The sequence below is a fragment of the Haladaptatus halobius genome (assembly GCF_020618475.1).
Classification (GTDB): Archaea; Halobacteriota; Halobacteria; order Halobacteriales; family Haladaptataceae; genus Haladaptatus; species Haladaptatus halobius.
This window is the reverse complement of sequence record NZ_CP085335.1, coordinates 983,879-1,007,895: the sequence shown is the minus strand read 5'-3', so window position 1 is coordinate 1,007,895 and position 24,017 is coordinate 983,879. Positions and strand designations below refer to the sequence as shown.

The window sequence follows — 24,017 nt, the reverse complement described above, 5'->3', positions numbered from 1 at the left end:
GCCAACCGCAACTCCACACTTGGTTCCAACCCATGAAACTCACACCACGGAACCCCAGCAAGCGACGACGACTCCCGACCGACCGCCACGACCCCACCGAACTCACCACCCTCGTCACATCCGACGAGCGCACATACCAGTGGAGGCGATCATAATGGCTCACCACGATCGAGAGCCACCGCGAACATCAGCACAGCACACCGACCACTCATGCACACCAGACGACGAGATTACGGAAGCCGAGATCGACGAGACGTTCGAACGCTGTCCGCACTGTGGGACCTACGCGGTTCAGATCACCGACTCTCACTACTGTGACAGCACTCTCACAAGCAACCTCACCGACGCCGAACGTCGCCAGCGTATCGCTGCCGATCCCTATCCCGCCGACGAGACGGTCGCTATCGTCGACCAGCCTGCAAGCGACACCGTCGCCTATCACGAACTCGACGAGGACAATGAACCACTCTGTACGTTCACTATCGACAGCCCGCTCGCGTATCGCACTCGTGTAGATGCGCAAGACGATCAGCACGCACCCTGCCTGACCTGTCAACGCACCCGTCAGAAACGGGAGGCCGAGCAATGACCGACCAGCCGACGGTCCTCGAACTGGAGTGTACGGATCCAATTCAGATCCACACCTACAAGCGCACGCTGACGGGCATCGTCTATCAGTGTGAGCACTCCGAACCCACACTCTCCTGTCGTGGTCCCGAACCTGGTGAGTGCGTTTTGTACGTTGCCACACCAACGAACGACCTGTATCGGTTGCAGTACTACTATTACGACGAGTACGAGCATACCGACACCAAGTTAGCTCAGTACCGACCCACCCCCTCCGGGACGTACGCCTGGTTGTGTACCCACACGACTGTCAAGTGCATCGTCAACCCCACGGGAGGTGAGCGGGCGTGAGTGGGTCTGCGCCCACGCCGTTGAATCCACGCGAGGCCGAGGACCTCGTCCAACATCTGTCACCCGGTGATCGCGTTCGCATCACGACGACAGAGTTACTTCGGACGATTTGCACCGTCAGAGAGACACACCCACCGACACGCTGTGGACCGCATCTCGTACTGACGGCCCTCCCGACTACCACGTCGGCACAGCACGAAACGCACCAAGCCACCTACCGCTGCACCAGCCAGCCCGACTCCGCTATGACTGTTTTCGAGCACCTCCACACTTCCAGTGACACGACTGCTCGTTGTATTGGGTCGCTCACTACCATCGCCCACCTCCCGGGGCTCTCAACGCCACCGAAGGACATCACAGTTCCAGTGGAGGTGCCTGCAGATGAGTGACTCCACTATGTTCGGAGCGTCCAGTGTTCTCGATGATGACGATACGTCGGTCAGCGACCCCATCGACCACGTCCAGACGTTCACCGACCGCATCGACGAACGCTCAAGGAAGCGAACTGACACCGACCGAATTCCACTCGAATCCTCGCCGAGCACCGGGTGGCGAGAGACGGCCGCGATTATGCACACCACTGTGGGCCACACGGAGTGGCCTACTCCCGAATGTGATCGCTTCGATGCACCCGTTCGGGTGAGAGAAGAAGCGCACGTCCGCTGTGAGAAATCCAGTGTTCGAACCAAACAACGGACGTTCCGAGGTAAACCATGAGTACACAGGATACCCCCGATCCCGATGAATACGTGCGGAAAAACAAGGGCACCCTCGTCGAGATTATCAAACACAGCAACGATACATTCGTTCGAGCACTGTGTCTCGCTGCTCTCACCGAATACGGCGACGATCCGGACCCCGAGGACATCAAAGCCGAGTTAGAGGCGTTCACCGACCTGGGAGGAGACGAATGAGAACGTCATCAATCGTTCGTGGTCTCGGCGAACCGGCGTGCAGCATCGAGGATTTCGGCGTCCCCACCGACCGCTTCGATGAGCGGCTCGACATCTTCCAGTTTGTCGAGGAGCTCGGGGTTAGTTTTGGCGAAGGCAAGCAACGCTCGACGCTGTTCGCGTTCGTTCTCCCGAAGTTCGGTGAGCGCACCGTGTTCGAGTGCTTGGTTGCACCACATGCAGAACGATTCGTCTCGCGGGGCATCTCGCCCGCAACGCGGGCACTCAACCGGTGCAAGTTCATCCGGTTCGTTGGTTTCGATCTCTTTGCCCTGGAGTCGGGCATATTGGGCCTCGGTGTCCTCGCCGAACTGTGCGATGTACCGAGCGACGGCTTTACTCCCTCGAGTCCGCCCTTGTCTATCTTCGATCAGTGCAGCGTTTGCGTCGCGGTGCTTTGCCAACCACGTTGCATTCGACTTGCGGAAGTTCGTTGGGGTGACAGGCTTAGTGATCTCTGCTCGGTCGGCACATTCCACGAAGCACTGGAGAAACCGTTGATAGGAGTATTGTTCGGGCGTACTGAGTTTCGACCACAGGGGCGCGTTGCCGTTCGCTCGGGCGGGATGGTCGGAGAGCCATCGCTGGAGGCGCGGAATACTGAAATCAGCGACGAGCGAGACGCTTCGTTGTCCAGTTTTGCCGTCAACACGGAGCCGAAAGCCGTACTCGCTGTCAGTAACGTCACCGACGGTCAAGTCGTACAATTCCCCACCGCGGAGACCAGCCTCGAACTGGACGGCAATGAGCGCAGCATCCCGTGGGTTCTTTGCCGCGTCTATCATGGGTTTGACGTCCTCCGTCAAATCGAGCATGTCGGCTGGGTCGGGCGTCGGGTCGTAATTTCGGGATGTCTTCGAGGACACCCACGCCACGCCCTCGGGGATACCAGCCTCGTTGGTGTCTACCCCCACTTCATCGGCGACGTGACGACCGAACACACGCAGCGCGACACGGTAATCTCGGTTCGTCTCTTGATTCTCGTACTCCCGATGAATCCAGCGGACGACGTCCTCAGCGGCGTCTCTGTCTGTGAGCGCAGCGTCCAACTCCCCGGCGTGTTCGGCGAGTCGAGTACAGTGCCGGAGCAGCTTGAGGTGTCGATGGTCGCTGTATTCTTCGCGGAGCAATTCAAGTCGGTCGCTGAACGCGAGCAACAGTTCACGGTCAACCTCGCTCTCGATGTCACGCTCGCACTGTTCGATTCGCGAGCGGAGTGTGTCGATCTCGGTTCGAGGGGTACTCATACCCTACCATTCATACGTGGGATTGTTAAGTTTCGGTTGAATGCCCTCCACCGGCTTGCATAAAAAGGGTTCAAATCATTCTTGCGGCCACTTTTTGTAGGTTTAACACGATCGGAACACCTGAGCTCATTTTATGCGCGATATCCCCCAGACGGGCGATGATAATCCCTGTTATGAACGCCAGTAGAAGCCGTTTTTCTCGACTCAAAGCGAACGAACCGAGTATTGTCCTTTGTGGTTCAAGTACTCCGACCGGTGTTGCCGAGACGCCACCCCGCCCCTCCACCTTTTCCGCCTTCGTCTTCATCACTAGAGCCGTATCCTCCGCCAAATCCGTATCAAATTTTTGCGATGGGAACGATAGTTTTGTCACCCCACTCCGATCGGCTCTCCGTAAACCGACTTCACCGAAGTTCGCTGAGCTATTTGCTCGATGATCGATCGAATTGATTCAATTTCAACCATAGTATCGTCCAAGTACACAATCGAGATCGGTCGTCATAACCATTCTTCAGACGATGTTCTACTTAGCAGCCGGATACGTATGAGACATTAACCGTATAAACAGGTTATAGATTAAGGAATCTAAATACGACAGTGTCTGCGGTAGTTGAGGCTGGTCCGCTCAATGCAAAGAGTACGAGGTCGGAGAGGCCGCATTCCTTCAAAATTGAACAGTGTTGGTCACCCACAAACTAATTAACTGGTTAGTTAGAAGCGCTAGGTATGAATTTACGCTATCGGGATGCTGGGCTCTTTTTTACGGCGGCGATGCTCACCGGCGCGATGTACGTTGCAAATAAAGCAGGGCTGCCGTACCTTCCGCCAGTGTTCTTCGCGTCGCTCAGATTTCTCATCGCCGCAGCCCTCCTTCTTCCGTATATTGCGCTACGCTCAGAGCCGCTTCGTCCACAGTCGCATACGGACTATCTGACGATTCTCGCCAGTGGTGGACTCGTGGTTGGGGCCGCAAACGTCTTTCTCTTCATTGGACAGCAGTATACGACGAGTGCAACAGCGGCAATCCTCATCAGTCTCAGCCCGATTCTCACCGTCGGCCTCGCCGCAGCCGTTCTTCCGAGCAATCGTCTCACGTGGCGAAGTGTGTTCGGCGTCATCCTCGGACTCGTTGGTGTCGGTATCGTCGTGCATCCGAATCCCTCGAATCTTTTTTCAATTACGATGCTCGGGATGGGAATCCTCTTTCTCGCTGCACTATCGCTGGCCGTCGGTGGTGTCGCACTCCGTAACCTCCAGGGCTCGCTCTCTTCGCTAGCTATCACGGCATGGGCGACGCTCGTTGGTGGGATCGCAATGCTCGTGCTTAGTCTCGCTCGTGGGGAACCAGTAGCGGCTACCTCTTGGTCGCGGGTTGCACTCTTCGCGGTCGTGTACAACGGTGTCATCGCAACACCTATCGGCTACATCGCGTATTTCAGTCTCCTCGAATCTGTGGGTCCCGTTCGAGTAAATCTCCTCACGTACGTTTCCCCGCTCGTCACGGCAGTCCTCGGGTGGCTCCTTCTTGGAGAACAATTGTCACTACTGACCCTCGTCGGGTTCATCGTCATCGCGACAGGATTCTTCCTCATCGAGTATCGAAGCCTCACACACGAGGTAGCTCGACTTCGATGTGCGCTCTCTTAGATGGAACGTCGTCGATACCGCCGTTCGCCTTGCGTCGGTGGGCTTATGGCGCTAACTAACCGATTAATAAATCAATGAGTTCCCCAGAAGACCGACAAGAACGAGCGGGGTCCGCTGAGACACGGGCAGCGATTATGGAGGCTACCCACCGAGCGCTCTGCAAGCACGGGTACGCTAACCTCTCGATCCAGAAAATTGCCGACGAATTTGACATGACGACTGCTGTCCTGCATTACCATTACGACACGAAAGAGAACCTCCTCGCCGCGTTCCTGGGATACTTGCTGGACAATCTCGTCGACGAATACACCGCACAGTTTGAAATCGAGGCGATCGAAGATCCACGCGATCGGCTCCTCGTGCTCGTCGATGCCCTACTCGTCGTCCTCGTCGGGATCGACAATCCAGACCGACTCATCGAACGGGCGGGCGACGGTCCACCGCTCGGCGGCGAGGAACTCAGTATGGCGCTGTTGGAACTGCGAGCGCAAGCTGGCCGGAACGAGGAATTTCGCGAACAGTTCACCGCCAATTACGACTACGCCTGGGATCTGATGGTCGCGACGATCGAAGAAGGCATCGAGCAGGGGGTCTTCCGCGAGATTGACCCGGAACAGGTTGCGACCCTCATCCTCGCGACGATGCTTGGCGGGCGTGCCTATCACGTCTCACTCACCCACGGCGACGTCGCCTCCACAGTGCGTGACGCACTCGTCGACCTAATCCTCGACGATCTTCTCGCCGTGCGGGACGACTGAATTCACCTGCTCTCGACAGTTTCCATCGATTCTTCGAACAAGGACGAGAAGCTTGCGAAACCTTTAACACATTTCTAATTAATTGGTTAATTAGATACGGTGGACCAGCTACATCCACGCCCCATCGTTTCGGAGGATACCATGCCTGAGATTCAAACTGGATATGTTCCCGGCGCACTCGGTCGTATTATCGAACTTCACGAAACCTATTACAGCGAGTATTGGAACCTCGATTACGAGTTTTCCCGCGAAGTAGCAGTTGAACTCGCGGAGTTTCTCGACCGGTACGACGAGGCCGACAATCGACTCTGGTTAGTGATGAGCGATCCCGATGACGACGGCGAACAAGAGATACTGGGATCACTCGTCATCGATGGCGGCCATTCCGATGATGAGGAAGGCGCGCGCCTCCGCTGGGTCATTCTGTCACCCGAACTCCACGGACAGGGGCTCGGTAGTGAGTTGATGAATCGAGGGATGGCGTTCTGCGACGCGACCGGTTTCGACCGTGTGTATCTATGGACGTACGAGGGACTCGAAGCAGCACGTCAGTTGTATGAAGAACACGGATTCAAACTCGTCGAGGACGTCACGCGGCAGGATTGGGGACCAGAACTCACGTATCAAAAGCTGGAGCGTACTCTCTGAGTTTTTAATCGAAGTGTGTCATGACGATTGCTACACCTACTCCAGAACGCCACGTGCGATGATCTACGAGGAGGCGTGCGGCGTGGATTTGTGTCGCCATGTCCGCGAACTTGTGGCGAATGGCCTGCATCTCCACGATGGGTTTGTCGAACTGCTCTCGGTTGTGAGAGTACAGTGAGTACAGATTTGGAACCGATTGTGTTCATACCTGTAAGCTTGGCCGCTGGGTAAGCGAATCGTGGAGGTAGTTGTGGAGGGCGGTGTCGTCCCAGTCGTTGAGCGTCTCGATCAGGAACACTCGAACCAGTATCGCCATCGGATACGGCCTCGAGTACGGCGCGAACGCATCGTGTGCAGTGAACGTGTTCGGGCATTCAATATCCAGTGTCTCCTCCCTCTCCAGAAGGGCATTGCCATCGAATTGACGACTGTTAGTCGAAGTGAGTCTGTGGACTGACTAGTGGCGGTGGAGTCATAGATTGTACAGCGATTCCACTGTACTGTCTCTGAACTCGTCTAGAGAACTCTACCGTGATTCGCTCAATCATTTGAACAAGACATCACGTATCGGACACGCCACTTCACAAGTGGGGATTCTCACGTAGCTATCACTGAAATCGGAACGGAAAATCATCATTGGCTCTCTGACGAACATTACAGAAGGAATTGTGCAATCAACTCTCAACAAAAGCGGCAGAATGGAAGTGATTATCCGTACCAGGTAGTTAGTGTAGACAATGTATGGTGTGAGACGATATTATCAACTGCACCAGTCATTGGCATGGATGACGATGCAGAGAGACTGGAATCAAAAACAATGACCCGCCGGAGTGAATCAGAGGAACAAGACGGCGATCTCGATTCGGTTCCAATACAGATGATCGACGATGCGACGTACGGAAAACCACCGGTGAACCAAATTGGGCGTCGACTCACTCGGGCAAAACGATGGTTTCAGCTCGATGCAAACCGCTGGGTCGTCACTGGTGTTCTCTTAAGTGCAATTTTTCTCGTAATCATCCTCGTCGGTTCGTTTGGACCGGTTTCCGTGCAGTCGTTTCTCACAGAGGGTATCTCGCCGGGGATGTCCTAGTCGAGCTTCTCAAAGCGATCGTCTCGGTCGTGGTAATCGTCCTCTCGATTAACCAGCTTGTCTTATCACCGGGGCTCGGGCCCGGTGGCGAGCAACAAGACCGCTACGAACAAACGATGGAGTTGCGCGAGAAGATCGAAAATCACATAGGGGTGTGAACGAGTCCCACATCACTGGCGCGCTTTCTTCAGGTCCTCATGGAAGCGATCGTCCACCTAGCAGAGCTTCTTCGTGAGGTGACCGCCGACTCGGAAGATCAATCACTCTGTGAGGAAACGAGTACGTTTGCCGAGCCCGTCATCACCGAAGCGACGAGCGTGACTGCGCTGTTGGCGGACAGCCGCTTCGGACGATTTGAAGCGACGTCCGCAGCTTTACGGTTTGCAGTCTCAGGGAAAGTTCGAACCCTACGCGACATCCGCAAATGCACGAATAGACGCTCTCCCCAACTGAGGCCGAGGCGTTCGACGAGATGGACAATCTCCTCGAACTCTTCACTGTTGCCCGTGAATATCTAAAACAGACTACATCCACTCAGAATACATCGGTCTTTCAGAAGGACTTCTCTACACTGGGTTACCATCAATTATTCTGACGTACTGTGCCGCCCAAATATACGGCGCCCACAGTCTTCCCCAGCCAGTTTTTTGGAATCGACCATCAATTGCTGTTTGTGAGCGGGGCGGTAACCGCCGCACTTGCTCCAATCATTCTTCTGATCGCGTACGTATTTCGCTTGGCGGCGATGTCTCGATTGACACTCTTTATCGGGTCGTTTGCCGCCCGATCGGCCAATAACCGTGAGACAGAGTGAAGGAGGTCAGCTGTGATCGGTTGTCCATCCTACAATAATCGCTAGGCCGATCCCTGCTTTCTGGGTTTTCAACAACGCCAATCCACCGGATGAAGAATCTTCTCAACGGATATTTCTCTCGAGCAATGAGCGGAACTATGGAAAATCGAAGCGATGTGTGGATAGCACAGGCAACTGACGCGGTTAACCGATGTTCATTCACGACATACGCGATCACCGCTCTGTGAAGCAGTCTTCGTGACGGTTATTTTCGGCGTCATCGATTAGCACTACACGTAGGGATATAGACAGTGTTAATCCGAGGTATCGCGGAAAGGAGGGTTTCTGCGACGGAGAGTGGTGCAATAGTAGCTGGCATTCCAGGGGGATGACTGAAGTCAATCGCGACGTCACGGGCATTGATTCCGTTGGTGACGGTGGCCGTACACCTTGGCGCTGGCGTGCCGGGAGGGCACTTTTACTGCGGGATGCGTAGGCCAGGCGCAGTTATCGTGGGCATCGGCAATCGATTCCTCGCGTTTCTCCGCGGACCGTGCCCCAAAGGTGATTTAATCCTCGATTTGATTACCTCGTACCGTCGAGTTCGATCGGATCACTAATCACTCCTTGAAAGGCGTAGGTGAAAACGTCAGAATGCTCTGGCCTACTGTCTCGCCGTCGGATACTGGACTCGCTTTGCATGGGTAGATTTGAATCCTCAGCAGTCAGCTCGCAATATCATTTGACAGTTCTTGGAGTATATTAAATTTAGACAAATATTTTAACAATTATCTTACCCTTAATTGTTATATTATTCGGACATGAGTGATTGTTTGTAGAAACCTATGTCACGAGATCCCAACCGCCAAGGTGCGGACGAGATGGAGATGGTGAACAGCACGGAGACGGCCGAGCGGAGAAATCGAGCCTCGACAGAGGGATCTATTACGACGACTCGCCGACGATTCGTCAGTGGATTGACGTCGCTCTTTGCGGCTTCATCGTTTTCGCTCACCGTCGGGGACAAAACTGGTGCGCAAGTGACCGAAGGTGACGACGGAACCACCCAGAGACTCACGTCGCCAGACGGCACCGTCGAGGTGTCGGTGGACGTCGCGGACGGCGTGCCGAGTTACAGCGTCGCCTACCGCGGAACGACCGTCGTCGACGACGCGGGAGTGGGTTTCGAGTTCCAGAACCAACCAGACTTCGGCGAGGAGGTCACCGTCACCGGCAGCGAACGCTCGGAGACGGACGAAACCTGGACGCCGGTCTGGGACCAGTACGACGAAATCCGCGAGCGCTACGAAGAGCTGCGCCTCGGCCTGGCCGAGTCTGGTGCGGACGGACGTGCTCTCACAGTGGAGGTCCGCGCGTTCGACGACGGCGTCGGATTCCGTTACGTCTTCCCAGAGGAGGGCGGCTTCGGCGACTTCGTCGTTAGCGCCGAGCGCACCGAGTTCGCCTTCGCGGACGACTACACTGCCTGGTGGATTCCGAACGACTTCAACAGTTACGAGTACGCGTACGACGAGACGCCGCTGAGCGAAATCGGATCCAAGAGCTTCTCCGGGGGTGCGCACACGCCGATCACGATGCAGGCCGACGACGACCTCTACCTGAGCGTTCACGAGGCAGACCTCGTCGACTACGCGGCGATGGCCGTCGAACCCACGTCGGCGGGTGAAACGACCTTCGAGTCGACGCTGGCACCGCTGCCCGACGGGACGAAAGTGTCGGCGTCGGCACCTCATCGGACGCCCTGGCGGACGATCCAGCTCGGCGAACGCCCCGGCGATCTCGTCGAGTCGAACCTGATCGTCAACTTGAACGAGGATTACGACCCCGCGGAGTTCCCGCAGGGCGTCGACTGGATCGAGCCACAGAAGTTCATCGGCGTGTGGTGGCTGATGATCACCGGCCGCGCCGATTGGGAGTACCGAGGGATGCAGACCGGTAATCACGGTGCCCAGACCGGCCGCGTGAAGCAGTACATGGACTTCGCGAGCGAGCACGACATCCCGGGCGTCCTCGTCGAGGGATGGAACAAGGGCTGGTCGAGCTACCCCGCCGGTGGCGGCGGGGCGTTCGACTTCACCGAACCGTACCCGGACTTCGATCTGCAGGAGGTGACGAGCTACGGGCCGAGCCTCGACCCGCCGACCCAGATGACGATGCACAACGAGACCGCGGGCGGCTTCCGGAACTACGAGTCCCAACTCGACGAGGCCTACCCGCTGTACGACGACATCGGCATCCGCACGATCAAGACCGGGTACGTCAACGACGATGGTAACCTCGCCGGCGAGGGGCACAACCACCACAATCAGGTTCTCGTCAACCACCATCATCTCGTGGCTCGGACGGCCGCAGCCAACCACCAGATGCTGGAAGTGCACGAGCCGATTCACCCCACGGGACGACGCCGGTCCTATCCCAACCTGATGACCCGCGAGGGCGTGTACGGATAGGAGTACGACTCTTTCGGCAAGATTTCTCCATCTCATCACGTCACATTCCCGTTCACGCGGATGCTCGGTGGTCCCGTCGAGTTCACCCCCGGCATCTTCGACATGGACTCCGGGTCGGGCGGCGTCGAGACGACGCGAGCGAAGCAGCTAGCGATGTACCCGAACTACTTCAGCGGCCTCCAAATGGTCGCCGGCTTGCCGAGCTCCTACTTGGCCGATCGGCCATCGACCGTCTCCGTTGGCGAGGTCGCCCAAGCCGAGTTCGGCGACAACGACGGTTTCAATGCGGCTTCGAGCTGGGCCAACGCCCAGGGCGAGCGGTATCTCGAGGTGGACCCTAACAGCGTCAGTACGGGCTCGACGGTCACATGGACGGTCGAAGACGCAGCGGCCGGCGAGTACGACCTGCACCTGCGGTACGCCAGCGACGAAGAGAACAACGCCGTCCCGGCCGACGAACCGCGGACGGCGACCGTCACGGTCGACGGATCGGCCGTTGCCCAGATTACGCTCCCGCCGACCGACTACTGGGACGTCTGGAACTCGGTCTCGGCGACCGTGACGCTCGAAGCTGACACCGAGACCGTGGGCGTCCTGCTGGCCGATGACGACACCGGCGGGTTCAACCTCGATTCGGTCGCGCTCACCGCACCCGGCGAGCCGATGCCCGATCCGGAAACCGCGCCGATTCGCGGCCCGACCATCGACGCCTTCAAGTTCATCGAGGACGTCCCTGCCGGAGGTTGGGAGGACACCCGTGTCCTCGACTCGGCCATCGGCGAGTACGTGGTCACAGCTCGGCAGAAGGACGACGCGTGGTACCTCGGCGCGATGACCGACGAGGGCGGTCGCGCCCTCGACATCGATCTCGAGTTCCTCAGTCCCCCAGTCCAAGCGGGGGCGGAAACACAGGAACGGCAACAGACCGAAGTACGTCGCCGAGATCTACTCGGACGGGATCGACGCGAGTTACGACGAGAACCTCGAACCGGTCCGCATCGACGAGGCGATCGTAACCCCGAGCACGACGCTGTTGGCCTCGATGGTCGGGAGCGGCGGCACTGCAGTCCGACTCCGACGGGCGCGCGGGCGAGAGATTCACGAGCTGCCGGAGTACCAGCGGCCCGAGCAGGACGTCGAGGTGACGATCGACAGCGAGACGTTCATCCGAGAGCCGTTCATCACGGCAACGGGGTCGAACGACGGCGACTATATCGGTGGAACCACGGTCGAGTTGGTCGTCGATGGTAGGGTCGTCAGCATCTCGAACGTCCGGTTCCCACCCAACACATCGGACGCGACCGACGAACTCTCCTACGCACTCGACGAACCAGGTACCTACGAAGTAACCGTCCAGACGACCGATGAGGAGACCCTGGCGACCGAAACCGTGACGGTCACCCCGCCCGAGACCGTCGCGACCATCGACGATCCGCTTGGTGACGACTACGGTCCCGGCGAGTACACCTACCCGACCGCCGACGCCTACCGTGACGGGGCGTTCGACCTGACGTCGGTCACCGTCGCGCAGACGCCCAGTCTCGCCCGGTTCACGTTCGAGGTCAAGACCCTCTACGACGTATGGGGCGGTCGCTTCTCGCCACACATGTTCGTGCTGTGGCTGCGCGACCCCAGCGCGAGCGGGGGCGCGACCGAAAGCCTCGACGACCTCGGAGCGAACGTCTCCTTCGAGCGGCCCTGGCACTACCGCCTGTACATTACCGGGTGGACCATGGGTGCCGTCGATGCGGGCGGTTCGGCTCTGACCGACGAGAGCGGCAGTACCATCTCTCCACGGCCCGCTGTCGACTTCGACGCCGGAACAGTTACCTTGGACATCGACCGCGACGCCTTCAGCGGGACCGATCCTGCGAATCTGGAGATCGTCGCAGGCGTGGGGTCGGAAGAGTACGGGACGTTCCGCCCGGTTCAAGAAGCGGCCAGAGGTCACAGGTTCGATGGCGCCACGGCCGGTGCCGTCGACGACGCGCCGTTGCTCATCGACCTGATCACGCCCGAGGACGTCTCGCAGGCGGAGGCGCTCGACTACTCCGCCGACGAGCTGGCGATGCTGCCGTACGTGCCCCTCGATTAGCTGAATACAGGCGCTAAGTCTCGTCCTCCACGGAGCGACTGAAAGGAGTGGAGTGGGGCGGGGATACAGCGCCGTCTTTGGTTACGTTCACTGGACGCCATCGCCGTACTACCCCGGCGGTCGAATGGAGTCGTAAGACGCTCGCCATCCCGTACTGTGGCGGCACGGTACGCCCCTAGCGCTCGCTCGGCCGCGGCGCGGTCAGACGAGGCGTGTTCGCGGCCATCGCGGTTCTGTTCTCGCAGTTTTCCGTCCTCGCGATTCCCGTTCTGCTGTACGACGGTTGGCGACAAGCGCCCTCGCTGGGTCGGTGGGTGAGCGGCTTCGTCGCCGGTTCGGTGACGGGCGTGCTGGCGTATCTTCCCCTCGTTCTCGTCTGGTCGCCGGACGCGGCGGTCGCGGGGATTCGAGCCACGTTCCTCGAAATCCACCACTACACGTCCGAGAAAGTGGACAACTTCTCGCCGTTCCACCGCCCGAGGGAGTGGGCGTGGCACCTCCTCGAAACCGCGCGGTCGGTGCTCCTCCTCGTCGTCACCGCGGTCGGCGCGGGACGCGGTCGAACGTCCTTCGAAATTTCGGCGAAGGCCACCCTCACGACTCACCCAACTTCCAACTCGCAGAACGACAAGTTCCAACTCTCCTCGTCCGCCAACGCTTGCCCGTTCACCACCCACTCGCCGCCCGAACCACCCAGCGGACGGGCCGAGAACCAGTACGCCGACGCGAACCGCGACATTGGCAGTCTGTCGGTGCCGAGGAAGCCGTGCCGAGCGAGCACCGACCGCGGAAGCGTCGTCCCCGCCGCCGCGACCACGTCGGCGTCCCGATGCTCCTCGAGAACCGCGCCGAGGATCGCGGAGAGCGCCCTCGTCCGCGTCTCCCCGTCTGCGACCGGGAGCACGTCCGAGAGGTGAACGATATGCTCGTCCGTGTTCTCCTGCTCGCCGACGACGATGGCGACCGGGCCGCCCTCTCCTCGAAAGACGTAGGTCGCGTAGTCGTACCGCGGATTGTCGTAGCGCCACCCGAAGAACTGCTCGTCGCGCACCGCGTGAACGCGGGGGGTGGGCTGGCCGGCCGCTATCTCCGCGAGGCGCGTCTGCGGGACGCCGACGTAGCGGTCGAGTTCCCCGTCGGGCGCCCTCGGCGTCGTTCGGTCGCGGGCCGCGAGGTAGGTTCGGAGGCCCGGCGACGCCGCGCCCGCCAGCGGCGCGTTCGACAACGCCGCGGGGTTCTGCACGCGGTAGAACTCGGTGAACGCCGCCATGATGCCGTCGTCGAGCGCGAGCTTCTCGGCCATCTTTTCGAGTCCGGCTTTCACGGCTTCGTTCGGAAAGCCGACGACGACGGACGGCTCTCGCGGGCCGTAGTAGTCGTAGACGTGTTCGGCCATCCGGGTGAACAACCCCCGTCTGCGATGGTCGGGATGCACCATCGGATCGACCTGCACGAGCGCGATCTCCCGTCGGCCGCCGACGGACAGCGGCAGCGGAAGGCTCGGGCGAGCGCCGACGATCCGCCCGTCGCGCTCCGCGACGCAGATCGGCACCCGCACCCGATACGGATTCTCGACGAACTTCCAGTCGAACCAGTCGCCGCGACCGCGACGGTCGCCGAACACCGTCTCATACAGCGCCAGTACGCCGCGCCGGTCGCCGGGCTCGTACTGCCGAACCCGATACGGATCGCCCGCGGACGACGTCCCGTACTCCCCAGTTCTGTCGGCCATCGCCGGACGGACGCCCGCGGAAAACGTAAATCGCGATGGTCGTTCGCGCGCGTAGGCGGTGCGGATATCGCCCCTGCGAACCGACGAGCGACGGGTACGTCACGCCTATCGTCCGCGAAGACTCGTGTTAACCGGATAGTCCGACTCTGTCCTCGATGAACGGTTTGTCACACTTTTCCCGACCGGTCACGCCGATGTCCGCATGGAGGCCGACGCGTTTTCAGCCGCGGCACGCACGGGGAACGTCGCACGACTGTACGACGAAACCGCGGAGACGCATTTCCGAAAGCTCGCGCTTGAAATGGACGAGGAGACGTACACGCACGGCGAACTCCGCGACCGCTCCGCACGGTTCGCCGGAGGTCTCCGTGCGCTCTCCCTGAAACCCGACGACCGTATCGCTCTCTTCCTCCCCAACTGCCCCGCGTTCGTCGTCGCCGCGCTCGGCGCGCTCAAGGCGGGTACGCCGTTCATCCCGATGAATCCGCAGTACCGAACCCGGGAAGCCGCCTACCGATTCGACGACGCCGACGTCGCAGCCATCGTGACCGACGACTCCCTTCGAGGGACGGCCGAGGCTGCGGTGGACGGCATCGACGCCGATCCGATCATCATCGGGTGTGGCGATGATTGGGACGAGTGGCGCGGGCGCGACGACGGTGACGACGCCGGGCGGTTCGTCCCGTTCGAGGCGGTGGACGACGACCCTTTCGTCGCCGACCGGTTGGACGACGACGTCGCGATGCAGCCCTACACCAGCGGCACGACGGGGGAGCCGAAGGGCGTCCTGCTCACCCACCGAAACCTCCGGGCGCAGTCGTTCGTCGGCTTCGAGCGAACCGCCCTCGACGCCGAGGAAGAGCGGTTCCTGTCGGTGCTCCCGCTATCGCACATCGCCGGGTTCGTCAACCGGACGTGGCAACCCCTCGTTCGCGGTGCGACCGTCCACCTCCGCGACCCCGAATCCTGGAATCCGGAGGACGCGATGGCGACCATCGAGTCGAAGCGCATCACGAAGTTCGGGGCCGTCGCCGCGATGTACGTCGATATCATCGAACACGACTCGTTCGGCGAGTACGACCTGTCGAGTCTGCAGGAATCGATGGAGGGCGGCACGACGATGCCGACCGCGGTGCAGGAGCGATTCGAGGCGGGCGCGGGCGTCGAACTGTTCGAGGCGTACGGCCTGACCGAGACCGGCGGGGGAACCCACGCCGGAATCAACGCCACTTTCGGCCCGCGTCGCGGTACCATCGGCCAGCCGTTCCGCGCGACCGACTGCAAGGTCGTCGACGACGGGAACGAAGTTCCGACCGGCGAAGCGGGCGAACTCCTCGTGCGCGGCCCGCACGTCATGGCGGGCTATCACGACCGACCGGACGAGACCGCCGCGGCGTTCACCGACGACGGCTACTTCCGGACGGGCGACGTGGTCCGCCGGGACGACGACAACTACTACGAAGTGCTCGGGCGCAAGTCCGACCTCATCCTCACCGCGGGGTACAACGTCTACCCCCGAGAGGTCGAGGAGGTGCTTCACCACCACCCCGACGTCGCGGACGCCGCTGTGATCGGCGTCCCGGACGACCGCCGGGGCGAGACGGTGAAAGCCTACGTCGTCCCGACGGCGGGGTCGTCCCCGGACGCCGACCGACTTCGAGAACACTGTCTTGAGACGATGGCGGCGTACAAACACCCCCGCGAGATCGAGTTCGTGCGGACGCTTCCGCGAACGACGAGCGGGAAGGTACAGCGGTTCGAACTCGGGGGGCAGGCCGACGACTGACGACCCAGCCGCCGGATTTTCGTTTGCTACGGGCTGCCGAGAACTGTAACCGAGACGTGATGTTATCCCCATTGGACGACTACGGTCTTCGATGACGGACGACACGAGAGACTTCGACCCGACGGACGCAGAGGCGCGGGAGGTCGCCGAAAGAGCCGCGTACGACCACGAGGAGTTTCTCTCCATGATGCCCCACTTCTATCGCGGGGAGGTGTCGCAGGCGGGGAAGTTCCTCGACAGGCTCGACCTCACGGTCGATTGGGCCATCGCCGTTGTCACCGCAGTTCTCGCGCTGGCGTTCGAGAGCGCGGATTCGTCCCCGTACCTCCTGCTCATCGGGATGGTCGCCATCTCGATGTTCGTGCTGTTCGACGTCCGCCGGTACCGAGCGTACGACGCCGTCCGCGCCCGCGTCCGACTCATCGAGGAGAACGTGTACGCGAACGTGCTCGACCCAGTCGGTGCGCCCATGGACGATTGGCGGACAGAACTGGGCGACGACCTCCGGAGGCCGATGCTCAAGGTCTCGTATCGAGAAGCGCTCTCCCGGCGACTCAAGCGCGTCTACTTCCTGCTGTTCGTGCTGCTCGGGGTGGCGTGGCTGTTCCGGATAACCGTGTTCGTTCCGAACGAGACGTGGAACAATACGGCGTCCGTGCCGGGCGTTTCGGGCGAAATCGTCGTCGCCGCCGTCGGCGTCTTCTATCTCGTCGTGACGGTACTCACGTTCTGGCCGCAGGAGCGGGAGGCCAAGGGGGAGTTCTACGGCGAGGAGCCAGGAGATTGGAAGGACGTGGAGTAGCGAGACGGCGCGGAAGCCTCGACGGTGAACGACAGGCTTCGCTTAGCCCGCGTTTGGGTTCGCCTAGGCGATCGTGCACGGTTCTACCGATACGCCGAACGACGGGTTATTTTCGCCGCTTCGAAAACCACATCAGAATCTCGATGAACGATTCCAACGATTTTAGAGCGATTGTTCATCTCAAATTTGGACGAAATGAACTTCCTTCAATCGAGTAGAACGCCTCCCAACCATCACCCCCGTTTTTTCCCTTGGCCTCCAAATGGACGACCGTACCATGCGACCACTATCCCGAAAACTCGTGGCGACCCTCCTCGTAAGTGTGCTGCTCATCGGCGGCGGTACGACCGTCGCTCTCGCGGACGGGCAGTCCTCCGACGATGGCGTCCACGAGATCGGCAGTCAAGAGATTACCATCAGCGACGCGACGATAACCATCGAAGATACCCAGCTCAAAGGGCCGGGACTCCCGAACACCACCATCCAAGACCAGACGTACACCGTCGAGGAGTCGCAGACGACCATCGACGGACTGACGGTATCGATAAACGGCGAGACGTACGAGATCTGCCGCATCGATATCACCGTCCAAGACGTCGGTGTGACCGTGGACGACGTCCAGCTCTCCGGCAGTAGCTAACCGCCGGTTCCTGGTTCCCGTTCCTCGTTTCGACCGATTTTTATCGACCGTCGACTCGCCAGCGGAGCGACCCGCCGCGGAACGACACGGAAGACGCGACTTTCCGGTGAAACGACTCGGGCAGAAGACCGACCTGGGCGGACGAAGCGACCGGGACGGGCGAACCGACATCGTTCGTTACGACGGTGCGTTCGCGGCGGTCGCGTTCGTCGCGGTTCCGTTCCCCGCGCTCGCGTTCCCTCGAAGCCACCGCCGATACTCGTCTTCCGGCAGCACCCTGACGGTCGTTCGCATCCGCGCGTGTCCCGAGCCGCAGAACTCCGTGCAGTAGCCGCGGTACGCTCCGGGTTCGAAGACGCGCGTGTGGATGACCGTCGTTCGACGCGGGAACACGTCCTGCTTGACGCCGAGTTTCGGGACGAACAATGAGTGGATGACGTCCGCCGAGGTCATCCGGACATAGATGTCGGTGTTCGCAGGGATGACGAGTTCGTTCTGCGTCGTCGTGTTAGTGCCGGGATAGCTAAACTGCCACCCCCACTGGTAGGCGAGGCCGCGAACCGTCACCGCATCGGACGAGTTGGCGTTACCGGCGGACTGGGACGAATCGGTCGGCTGCTCCGGCGTGATGTACGGGCTGGCGAGCACCGTGTACGCCGCGAGACCGACGAACAGGAGGATGATGGCGGTGGCGATGGTCCACGTGATTTCGAGGGGCGGGTCTTCCGCCGTCGGAAGCGGGTCGTCGTTGTCCCTGAACCGGACGACCGCGTAGATGAGGATGACCTCAACGAAGAGCGTCAGCGGAATCGCCACGTAGAGCAGTTGATAGTTCAACTGCTCGATGAGCCGTTTGTTGACCGATTGGGCCGCCGCTGGAGCGACGGCGACGATTCCGACCGCAGCCAAAAGGCAGGCGAACACCCCCGCGCGACGAAGTCGCATCGTTCCCGAGTCAACGGTCGGGTCAATATAGCTATCGCGGGCGGAGTGAGATATCAGCTCGGATACCGCTCGTCGAATCGCTTCGCTCGAATCGACCATCCCGAATCGGCCTCCGGATTTATCGTAATCGGTGCCGACACGGAACACGCATGTCTGCGGGGTGGGGAGCGAGCGGACGCAACGGGGGACTTCGACGGTGAACCGACCGGTGGTCGAACTGGTCGCTCTCGGGTTGGTGCTCGGGGGGTGTTGGTTCGTCGCGTGGCTGTCCCGCCGGAACGGCGCGGAACCGGACGGCGGGTATCGGTCGCGGCGCGAGTTCGGCGTCGATATCGGGACGCTCAGGGAGTCGGTAGCTCGCTGGACGACGACGACCGACCACCGGGAGGTCGGGATACTGTACATCGTCTTCGGCACCTTCGCGGCGCTCTGGGGCGGCACCGACGCCATGATGATGCGAACCGAACTCCTCACCCCCTCCGCCGACATCTGGTCGGCCGAAACCTACAACGCCCTCTTCACCGCCCACGGTCTCATGATGCTCTTTTTCTTCGTGACGCCGGTGTTCTTCGGCATCGCGAACTACTTCGTCCCGCTGCTGCTCGAGGCCGACGACATGGCGTTCCCGCGGCTGAACGCCATCGGCTTCTGGCTCCTCCCTCCCTCGCTCTTCCTCGTCCGCGGTGGCCTCCCCGCCCAGATACTCGGGCAGATACTCGGCCTGCTCGGGTTTCACGGCGACGTCCGTCGATTCTTCTGGACGCTCCACGACCCCGAACTCGGCTGGACGCTGTACACGCCGCTCTCGGTGCAGACGGTGAACCCGCAGATAGATTTCCTCCTTCTGGGCCTGCATCTCTCCGGCATCGCCACGACCATCGGCGCCATCAACTTCATCGCAACGATACTCTACGAACGCGGACCGAACGTCGACTGGTCGAACCTCGACATCTTCTCGTGGACAATCCTCACGACGAGCGGTCTCGTCCTCTTCGCGTTCCCGCTCCTTGGAAGCGCGCTCATCATGCTTCTTCTCGACCGCAACTTCGGCACGATGTTCTACGCTCCGGTAGGTGGCGACCCCATCCTCTGGCAACACCTCTTCTGGTTCTTCGGCCACCCCGAGGTGTACATCATCTTCCTGCCCGCCACGGGATTGATGAGTTTCATCCTCCCGAAATTCGTGGGGCGGAAGCTGTTCGGGTTCAAGTACATCGTCTACTCGACGCTGGCCATCGGCGTGCTCTCCTTCGGCGTCTGGGCCCACCACATGTTCGTCACCGGCCTCGACCCGCGTCTGCGGGCGAGCTTCATGGCCGTCTCCATCGCCATCGCGGTGCCGAGCGCGATCAAGACGTTCAACTGGATAACGACCATCTGGTCGGGGAGCGTCCGGCTGACCGCGCCGATGGTGCTGTGCATCGCCAGCATCGGGACGTTCGTCGTCGGCGGCGTGACGGGCGTGTTCCTCGCCACGATTCCCATCGACATCGTCTACCACGGGACGTACTACGTCGTCGGCCACTTCCACATGATCGTCATGGGCATCATCCCGTACACGATGGTCGCGGCCAGCTACTTCTGGTACCCCATCCTGACGGGGCGGATGTACGACCGCCAGCTCGCGCTGTTCCAGTCGGTGCTGCTCGTCTTCGGGTCGGTTGTGACGTTCGGGACGCTCATCGCCATGGGCTTGCTGCACCTGCCGCGGCGGTACGCCGTCTATCCGCCCGAGTTCGCACCGCCCCAGCGGGTTGCGACCGTCGGCGCGTTCCTCATTGGTCTCAGCGTCCTCCTCTGGCTGTACAACATGCTCTGGTCGTACTGGAGCGGGGAACCGGTACGAACCGCGGACGTGTGGGGGCTGAAGCGCACCCGGCAGTTCACCCGCGAGTGGCAGTGGTTCGAGCGGCGACTGGAGGAGCGGTACGACATCGAACCGACGGAACCCGAGGTGACGCGCCCGTCCTCGACGACCGTCCCCGGTGAGGGGAGTCCGACCATCCTCCGGAGCGTGGAACCGCTTCTTACAACGATACCGCGCATCGCCGCCGCCGCCGCGACCGGCGGATTAGTCGGAACCATGCTCATGTCGGGCGTCCTGTTCACGGCGACGATTCTGGGGGTGTTCGACCTCTCGTCGTTCTCCGAACTCGCGGAACTCGTCGGGATGCGGGGCGTCACCCTCGGCTACCTCCTCTTTCTCGTCGGCGGGATGACGACGTGGGCGCTCCTGTTCGCCACGCTGGCGGAGTTCCTCCCGGGCCGCCCGCGGATCGTCACGGGCATCGCGTACGCGACGATAATCTCGGTCGGATTCGGGCTGGCGTTCTACACCGGCCAGACCGGGCTCCAGCTCCTCGGCTACCTCGTGTTCGTCCTCATCGCCCACTGGTTCTACGGGGTCGGCCTGTCTGTCACGTTCGAGTACGTCGGGGCGCGCTGGCGGGTCGAACGATGAGCGGTGACGAGCGTTCTTCCGAACCGATTCGGGACGACCGACCGACCGCTTCGACGCTGCTGATCTACGGCGCGCCGTTCCTCGGGACGCTCCTCGTCGCGGTCGGCATCGCCGGCGGCATCCTCGGCGGCTACGCCGCGGTGCAGGCGGAACTGGGGCTGTGTGGGGAGTCGACCATCGTCGTCTATCCGCCCGGCCAGTCGGAGCAGTACACGAACCCGCAGGCCGGGCCGACGCTGCGCCGCTTCGACGTTTCCGAACTGGCCCCGGCGGAACGGCGCGCGTTCGAGGAGGCGGTTCGAAGCACGCGAGGGGAGGCCGAGGTTCGGGGGCGCTTCGTCCACCGCCGGGCGTTCCGCCGCGGCATCCTCGTCTCGGACGGCGGGACGGTGCGCTACGCGACCGTCGCCTCGACGAACTCGTGTCTCTCCGTCGATCCCTTGCTCTTCCCGCTCGGCGTGGTGTCGATACTTCTCGGCGTTCTGGGCATCCTCACGCCGCCGCTCTACCGGATGGTGCTCGAACGGGAGGAGCGAACGCGGCGGCCGCCACGGTGAACGACCTACCCGGCGATTGCCGCCCCGGCATACAGCACGACGACGAGGAAGAGCCAGACGGCGTCCACGAAGTGCCAGTACATCGAGACGGTGGTGACCGAGGTGTCCCGCTCGGCGTCGTACTGCCCGCGCAGCGCACGTCCGAGGACGATACCGAGCAACACCACGCCGAGCGTGACGTGGAGGCCGTGCAGACCGGTCAGACCGAAGAAGGCGCTTCCGAAGATTCCGGTCGACAAGGTGAACCCGTCCCCCACGACGAATTCGTAGTACTCGACGACCTGCCCCGCGACGAACGCGACGCCGAGCGCCACCGTGAGTCCGAGGAGCGCGAGAAACCGCCCCCGGCGCTCGTCTTCCAGCGCGCCGTGCGCGAAGTGGAGCGTGAAACTGCTGAGCACGAGGATGAGCGTGTTGACGAGGACGAGCGAACTCAAGAGGTGCGGGAGGTCGCCCGGCGGCCACCCGCCGACGCGGATGAAGAAGTAGTACGCGAATCCCGCGCCGAACGTCGCCAAATCGGTGAGCAGGAACAACACCATCGTCGCCCGATACGACCGTCGTTTCCGGGCGTCCGCTCGCTCGCGCCAATACCCTCGAACGTAGGCCGAATCGAGCCACCCAGCGAGTCCCGCGACGAACACCCCGAACCCGACGACCGCGATGGCGATACCGAGAACCGTGGGGAACACGTCGGTCGCCCGACCCAAGAGCGCGAGTGCGCCGCCGCCGTACAGCGTTCCGGCGCCGACCGCGGCGACAAAGGGCCAGCGACTCCGCTCGTGATGGCTCGACTCCCGTCGTCGCTGATCCGCGGCGCGGTCGGCGCCGGTCGCCGAGTCGGACATGGTACCGATAGAGACAGTCCGCCGAACGGCAAAAAACCGACGGCGACCGACCCGTCAGTTATCGGTCGAGAGCGCGTTCGCGAATACGAGTGGGTTGCGCGTCTGGAGCCAGACGGTTCTCGCGCCGAAGAACCGCGTGATCCGCCCCTCTCCGCCGAGTACGGAGGATTTAATGCCGCCGTCGCGTTCGCGCGTGAGGTCGAGACCGTCCGTCCACGCGACGAGGTGGTCTTCGTCCACGATGAGCGGGTCGTCGTCCACGATGTCGACGCTGTAGATCGACCCTTACGACGAGAGGAACGCGATACCGTCGCCCGTCATGGCGAGGACGGTTAGCTCGTTGGACGAGAAGAAGTTCCGCGCGTCGTTGAGTGCGGTCTCGTGTTCCACTTCGGGCGTCCACGCCAGCGGCGACCCCGATTGGGCTTTGATGCGGCCGGTCTCCGCGAGGTCGATTGCGACGACGTCGTCGGGCGCGTCCGGCGCAAGCGTGACGTGTGCCTCGTCGACGCCCGCCGTGAACGTGTTCGACACCATCTCGCGCTCGTCGCTGATGGCCCGCGAGAGCATCCCCTTGAGACCGTCGCCCCCGCCGACCCGCGCTTCGGTGTTCATACTCGCGCTCCGACTGACCATCGCGCCCGTCTTCGCTTCGATGGTCTCCCCTCGTCGAGCGTGGCCGTGAGAACCGCGTTGCTCGACCCGTTTGTGATTTCGTACTCCATACGGTAATTCGAGGGCCGTCTTCCTATAAGAAGTTGCGTAGTTACAGGACGGTAGAACCATCGAACGAGATACTCGTCCTGTGAGGAAGGACGTCCTCGACGCCGACAGCGAACACCGTCTCGCCGAGCATCGCCATGCTCGCCGCGCCGCCGGCGGATTCGACTTCCGCTACCGTCTCCCGAATCCTGTCCGTCGGCAGTCCGATCTCGCGGGCGAACGTCCACGAATCGCGGGTCAGCCGTTCGAGCGACGGCTCCTCGGGAAGCAAATCGAGGACTCGCCCGCCGACCGTCTCGACTCTGGCCATGAGTTCGTCGTCGCCGAGGGCGTCGCTCGTCGCCACGCCGCCGAAAGAGACGTACTCGACGGCGTCGGTCGGCTCCCACCGCCTGCGACCCGACCCGTCGTCCATCAGCAGCCCGCCCGCCGACTGGATGAACACGTCGCCGAGGCCGGTGCCCGCCTCGACTTCCGCGACGTGCGAGGCCTGCACGAGTTCGTCCCGCGAAAGTCCGAGTTCGAACGACTCGTTCGCCGCGAGCGCGGTCGCCAGGGTCGCCGCGCCGCTCGCGCCGAACCCGCAACCGACGGGGACGGAGGCGTCGAGTTCGACGCGCGCCGCGACGCCGAGTCCGTCGAGTACGCCTTCGACCGGTTCGAAGTCAGTGGCGTCGCCGTCGAGGAATACCTCGGTTTGAGCCGCGGCCCGCACGTCGGCGACGACGCCGTTCTCGATGGCCATGCTCGCACCTTTCGACCCGTCTCCCGACTCCGCCGGCGCGAACACCGCCGTAACGCTACCCGGAGCGAACGCTTTCATACGGGTATCGAGGCGGAAGCGACCCTTCAATCCGCCGACCGGCGCGTCGGAGTCGTCAGGGGTGGAAATATTCACTA

At 61.5% G+C, this 24,017-nt stretch carries 25 protein-coding genes and 3 pseudogenes; 18 read left to right on the top strand and 10 right to left on the bottom strand.

Going from position 1 to position 24,017, the window contains the following annotated elements:
• Positions 1-32 precede the first annotated feature (32 nt).
• From LIW51_RS38440 to LIW51_RS05755, 6 genes are read left to right on the top strand one after another with little or no spacing between them, the layout of a single operon-like run.
• Complete coding sequence (locus tag LIW51_RS38440) at positions 33-155, top strand: hypothetical protein (RefSeq protein WP_255767257.1); 123 nt, start codon at positions 33-35, stop codon at positions 153-155.
• Complete coding sequence (locus LIW51_RS05775; protein WP_227376257.1) at positions 155-589, top strand: hypothetical protein; 435 nt, start codon at positions 155-157, stop codon at positions 587-589. Before LIW51_RS38440 ends, LIW51_RS05775 begins: the two co-directional genes overlap by 1 nt.
• Positions 586-918, top strand: coding sequence for a hypothetical protein (locus tag LIW51_RS05770; protein ID WP_227376256.1), 333 nt, complete (start codon positions 586-588; stop codon positions 916-918). Before LIW51_RS05775 ends, LIW51_RS05770 begins: the two co-directional genes overlap by 4 nt.
• Positions 915-1,307, top strand: coding sequence for a hypothetical protein (locus LIW51_RS05765; protein WP_227376255.1), 393 nt, complete (start codon positions 915-917; stop codon positions 1,305-1,307). Before LIW51_RS05770 ends, LIW51_RS05765 begins: the two co-directional genes overlap by 4 nt.
• Complete coding sequence (locus LIW51_RS05760) at positions 1,300-1,635, top strand: hypothetical protein (RefSeq protein ID WP_227376254.1); 336 nt, start codon at positions 1,300-1,302, stop codon at positions 1,633-1,635. The genes LIW51_RS05765 and LIW51_RS05760 overlap by 8 nt, the downstream gene beginning before the upstream one ends.
• Complete coding sequence (locus LIW51_RS05755; RefSeq protein ID WP_227376253.1) at positions 1,632-1,832, top strand: hypothetical protein; 201 nt, start codon at positions 1,632-1,634, stop codon at positions 1,830-1,832. The genes LIW51_RS05760 and LIW51_RS05755 overlap by 4 nt, the downstream gene beginning before the upstream one ends.
• An 8-nt stretch (positions 1,833-1,840) precedes the next feature.
• Here the strand turns inward: LIW51_RS05755 and LIW51_RS05750 are convergent, their stop codons facing one another.
• Positions 1,841-3,118, bottom strand: coding sequence for a site-specific integrase (locus tag LIW51_RS05750; protein WP_227376252.1), 1,278 nt, complete (start codon positions 3,116-3,118; stop codon positions 1,841-1,843).
• A 70-nt stretch (positions 3,119-3,188) separates the two neighbouring features.
• Positions 3,189-3,491, bottom strand: a complete 303-nt coding sequence (locus LIW51_RS05745) for a hypothetical protein (RefSeq protein ID WP_227376251.1) — start codon at positions 3,489-3,491, stop codon at positions 3,189-3,191.
• Between the two features lie 353 nt (positions 3,492-3,844).
• Here LIW51_RS05745 and LIW51_RS05740 point away from each other — a divergent pair, with 353 nt between their 5' ends.
• The 3 genes from LIW51_RS05740 (at position 3,845) to LIW51_RS05730 (ending at position 6,171) form a co-directional block, all read left to right on the top strand.
• Positions 3,845-4,765 carry a DMT family transporter gene (locus LIW51_RS05740; protein ID WP_227376250.1) on the top strand — a complete coding sequence of 307 codons (921 nt, stop codon included), beginning with the start codon at positions 3,845-3,847 and terminating at the stop codon, positions 4,763-4,765.
• Between the two features lie 74 nt (positions 4,766-4,839).
• Positions 4,840-5,523 carry a TetR/AcrR family transcriptional regulator gene (locus LIW51_RS05735; protein WP_227376249.1) on the top strand — a complete coding sequence of 228 codons (684 nt, stop codon included), beginning with the start codon at positions 4,840-4,842 and terminating at the stop codon, positions 5,521-5,523.
• Positions 5,524-5,664: 141 nt separating this feature from the next.
• The gene (locus LIW51_RS05730; RefSeq protein WP_227376248.1) at positions 5,665-6,171 is read left to right on the top strand and encodes a GNAT family N-acetyltransferase; all 507 of its coding nucleotides are present in this window, start codon (positions 5,665-5,667) and stop codon (positions 6,169-6,171) included.
• 4 nt (positions 6,172-6,175) lie between these two features.
• Here LIW51_RS05730 and LIW51_RS05725 read toward each other — a convergent pair whose 3' ends face one another.
• Positions 6,176-6,346 (bottom strand): acyl-CoA dehydrogenase family protein, encoded by a 171-nt coding sequence (locus LIW51_RS05725; protein WP_438267366.1) that lies wholly within the window; start codon positions 6,344-6,346, stop codon positions 6,176-6,178.
• A gap of 642 nt (positions 6,347-6,988) precedes the next feature.
• Here LIW51_RS05725 and LIW51_RS05720 point away from each other — a divergent pair.
• From LIW51_RS05720 to LIW51_RS38435, 4 genes and pseudogenes are all read left to right on the top strand, one after another.
• On the top strand, positions 6,989-7,264 hold the full coding sequence (locus LIW51_RS05720; protein ID WP_227376247.1) for a DUF7972 family membrane protein: 276 nt from the start codon (positions 6,989-6,991) through the stop codon (positions 7,262-7,264).
• 11 nt (positions 7,265-7,275) lie between these two features.
• Positions 7,276-7,782, top strand: a pseudogene (locus LIW51_RS40390) (DUF7972 family membrane protein); the annotation flags it as partial.
• A gap of 83 nt (positions 7,783-7,865) precedes the next feature.
• The gene (locus LIW51_RS40385) at positions 7,866-8,078 is read left to right on the top strand and encodes a DUF7972 family membrane protein (RefSeq protein ID WP_497007384.1); all 213 of its coding nucleotides are present in this window, start codon (positions 7,866-7,868) and stop codon (positions 8,076-8,078) included.
• 866 nt (positions 8,079-8,944) lie between these two features.
• A pseudogene (locus tag LIW51_RS38435) lies at positions 8,945-12,623 on the top strand (glycoside hydrolase family 97 N-terminal domain-containing protein).
• Here LIW51_RS38435 and LIW51_RS05700 read toward each other — a convergent pair.
• Both LIW51_RS05700 and LIW51_RS05695 read right to left on the bottom strand, forming a co-directional pair.
• Positions 12,620-13,261, bottom strand: a complete 642-nt coding sequence (locus tag LIW51_RS05700) for a hypothetical protein (RefSeq protein WP_227376246.1) — start codon at positions 13,259-13,261, stop codon at positions 12,620-12,622. The pseudogene LIW51_RS38435 and the gene LIW51_RS05700 overlap by 4 nt on opposite strands.
• Positions 13,225-14,355: a GNAT family N-acetyltransferase gene (locus LIW51_RS05695; protein ID WP_227376245.1), complete on the bottom strand. Its 1,131-nt coding sequence runs from the start codon at positions 14,353-14,355 to the stop codon at positions 13,225-13,227. The genes LIW51_RS05700 and LIW51_RS05695 overlap by 37 nt, the downstream gene beginning before the upstream one ends.
• A 202-nt stretch (positions 14,356-14,557) precedes the next feature.
• Here LIW51_RS05695 and LIW51_RS05690 point away from each other — a divergent pair, with 202 nt between their 5' ends.
• The 3 genes from LIW51_RS05690 to LIW51_RS05680 all read left to right on the top strand — a co-directional run bounded on the left by LIW51_RS05690 (position 14,558) and on the right by LIW51_RS05680 (position 17,583).
• Complete coding sequence (locus tag LIW51_RS05690) at positions 14,558-16,141, top strand: class I adenylate-forming enzyme family protein (RefSeq protein ID WP_227376244.1); 1,584 nt, start codon at positions 14,558-14,560, stop codon at positions 16,139-16,141.
• Positions 16,142-16,232: 91 nt separating this feature from the next.
• The gene (locus tag LIW51_RS05685; RefSeq protein WP_227376243.1) at positions 16,233-16,943 is read left to right on the top strand and encodes a DUF2270 domain-containing protein; all 711 of its coding nucleotides are present in this window, start codon (positions 16,233-16,235) and stop codon (positions 16,941-16,943) included.
• A 262-nt stretch (positions 16,944-17,205) separates the two neighbouring features.
• Entirely contained in the window at positions 17,206-17,583 is a 378-nt protein-coding gene (locus LIW51_RS05680) for a hypothetical protein (RefSeq protein WP_227376242.1), read from the top strand.
• A gap of 40 nt (positions 17,584-17,623) precedes the next feature.
• On the opposite strand, the gene LIW51_RS05675 is transcribed toward LIW51_RS05680, so the two are convergent.
• The gene (locus LIW51_RS05675; RefSeq protein WP_227376241.1) at positions 17,624-17,833 is read right to left on the bottom strand and encodes a hypothetical protein; all 210 of its coding nucleotides are present in this window, start codon (positions 17,831-17,833) and stop codon (positions 17,624-17,626) included.
• A complete protein-coding gene (coxB, locus tag LIW51_RS05670; RefSeq protein WP_227376749.1) occupies positions 17,761-18,528 on the bottom strand; it encodes a cytochrome c oxidase subunit II in 768 nt (255 codons plus the stop codon). Before coxB ends, LIW51_RS05675 begins: the two co-directional genes overlap by 73 nt.
• Positions 18,529-18,724: 196 nt before the next feature.
• Between coxB and LIW51_RS05665 the strand changes: the two genes are divergently transcribed.
• Together LIW51_RS05665 and LIW51_RS05660 are read left to right on the top strand one after the other, a co-directional pair.
• Positions 18,725-20,989, top strand: coding sequence for a DUF6789 family protein (locus tag LIW51_RS05665; RefSeq protein ID WP_368411772.1), 2,265 nt, complete (start codon positions 18,725-18,727; stop codon positions 20,987-20,989).
• On the top strand, positions 20,986-21,546 hold the full coding sequence (locus tag LIW51_RS05660; protein WP_227376240.1) for a hypothetical protein: 561 nt from the start codon (positions 20,986-20,988) through the stop codon (positions 21,544-21,546). The genes LIW51_RS05665 and LIW51_RS05660 overlap by 4 nt, the downstream gene beginning before the upstream one ends.
• Positions 21,547-21,551: 5 nt before the next feature.
• On the opposite strand, the gene LIW51_RS05655 is transcribed toward LIW51_RS05660, so the two are convergent.
• The 3 genes and pseudogenes from LIW51_RS05655 to LIW51_RS05645 all read right to left on the bottom strand — a co-directional run bounded on the left by LIW51_RS05655 (position 21,552) and on the right by LIW51_RS05645 (position 24,015).
• Complete coding sequence (locus LIW51_RS05655) at positions 21,552-22,394, bottom strand: cytochrome c oxidase subunit 3 (protein WP_227376239.1); 843 nt, start codon at positions 22,392-22,394, stop codon at positions 21,552-21,554.
• A gap of 54 nt (positions 22,395-22,448) precedes the next feature.
• Positions 22,449-23,180: pseudogene (locus tag LIW51_RS05650) on the bottom strand (TIGR00266 family protein).
• Positions 23,161-24,015, bottom strand: coding sequence for a GHMP family kinase ATP-binding protein (locus LIW51_RS05645; protein ID WP_227376238.1), 855 nt, complete (start codon positions 24,013-24,015; stop codon positions 23,161-23,163). Before LIW51_RS05645 ends, LIW51_RS05650 begins: the two are co-directional and overlap by 20 nt.
• Positions 24,016-24,017 lie beyond the last annotated feature (2 nt).

Bases quoted from the DNA above. Each gene is read 5' to 3' on its own strand.
- LIW51_RS38440 (WP_255767257.1), top strand. From the start codon at position 33: ATGAAACTCACACCACGGAACCCCAGCAAGCGACGACGACTCCCGACC.
- LIW51_RS05660 (WP_227376240.1), top strand. From the start codon at position 20,986: ATGAGCGGTGACGAGCGTTCTTCCGAACCGATTCGGGACGACCGACCG.
- LIW51_RS05730 (WP_227376248.1), top strand. From the start codon at position 5,665: ATGCCTGAGATTCAAACTGGATATGTTCCCGGCGCACTCGGTCGTATT.
- LIW51_RS05655 (WP_227376239.1), bottom strand. From the start codon at position 22,394: ATGTCCGACTCGGCGACCGGCGCCGACCGCGCCGCGGATCAGCGACGA.
- coxB (WP_227376749.1), bottom strand. From the start codon at position 18,528: ATGCGACTTCGTCGCGCGGGGGTGTTCGCCTGCCTTTTGGCTGCGGTC.
- LIW51_RS05720 (WP_227376247.1), top strand. From the start codon at position 6,989: ATGACCCGCCGGAGTGAATCAGAGGAACAAGACGGCGATCTCGATTCG.
- LIW51_RS05775 (WP_227376257.1), top strand. From the start codon at position 155: ATGGCTCACCACGATCGAGAGCCACCGCGAACATCAGCACAGCACACC.
- LIW51_RS05735 (WP_227376249.1), top strand. From the start codon at position 4,840: ATGAGTTCCCCAGAAGACCGACAAGAACGAGCGGGGTCCGCTGAGACA.
- LIW51_RS05740 (WP_227376250.1), top strand. From the start codon at position 3,845: ATGAATTTACGCTATCGGGATGCTGGGCTCTTTTTTACGGCGGCGATG.
- LIW51_RS05750 (WP_227376252.1), bottom strand. From the start codon at position 3,118: ATGAGTACCCCTCGAACCGAGATCGACACACTCCGCTCGCGAATCGAA.
- LIW51_RS05770 (WP_227376256.1), top strand. From the start codon at position 586: ATGACCGACCAGCCGACGGTCCTCGAACTGGAGTGTACGGATCCAATT.
- LIW51_RS05685 (WP_227376243.1), top strand. From the start codon at position 16,233: ATGACGGACGACACGAGAGACTTCGACCCGACGGACGCAGAGGCGCGG.
- LIW51_RS05755 (WP_227376253.1), top strand. From the start codon at position 1,632: ATGAGTACACAGGATACCCCCGATCCCGATGAATACGTGCGGAAAAAC.
- LIW51_RS05680 (WP_227376242.1), top strand. From the start codon at position 17,206: ATGGACGACCGTACCATGCGACCACTATCCCGAAAACTCGTGGCGACC.
- LIW51_RS05760 (WP_227376254.1), top strand. From the start codon at position 1,300: ATGAGTGACTCCACTATGTTCGGAGCGTCCAGTGTTCTCGATGATGAC.
- LIW51_RS05695 (WP_227376245.1), bottom strand. From the start codon at position 14,355: ATGGCCGACAGAACTGGGGAGTACGGGACGTCGTCCGCGGGCGATCCG.
- LIW51_RS05690 (WP_227376244.1), top strand. From the start codon at position 14,558: ATGGAGGCCGACGCGTTTTCAGCCGCGGCACGCACGGGGAACGTCGCA.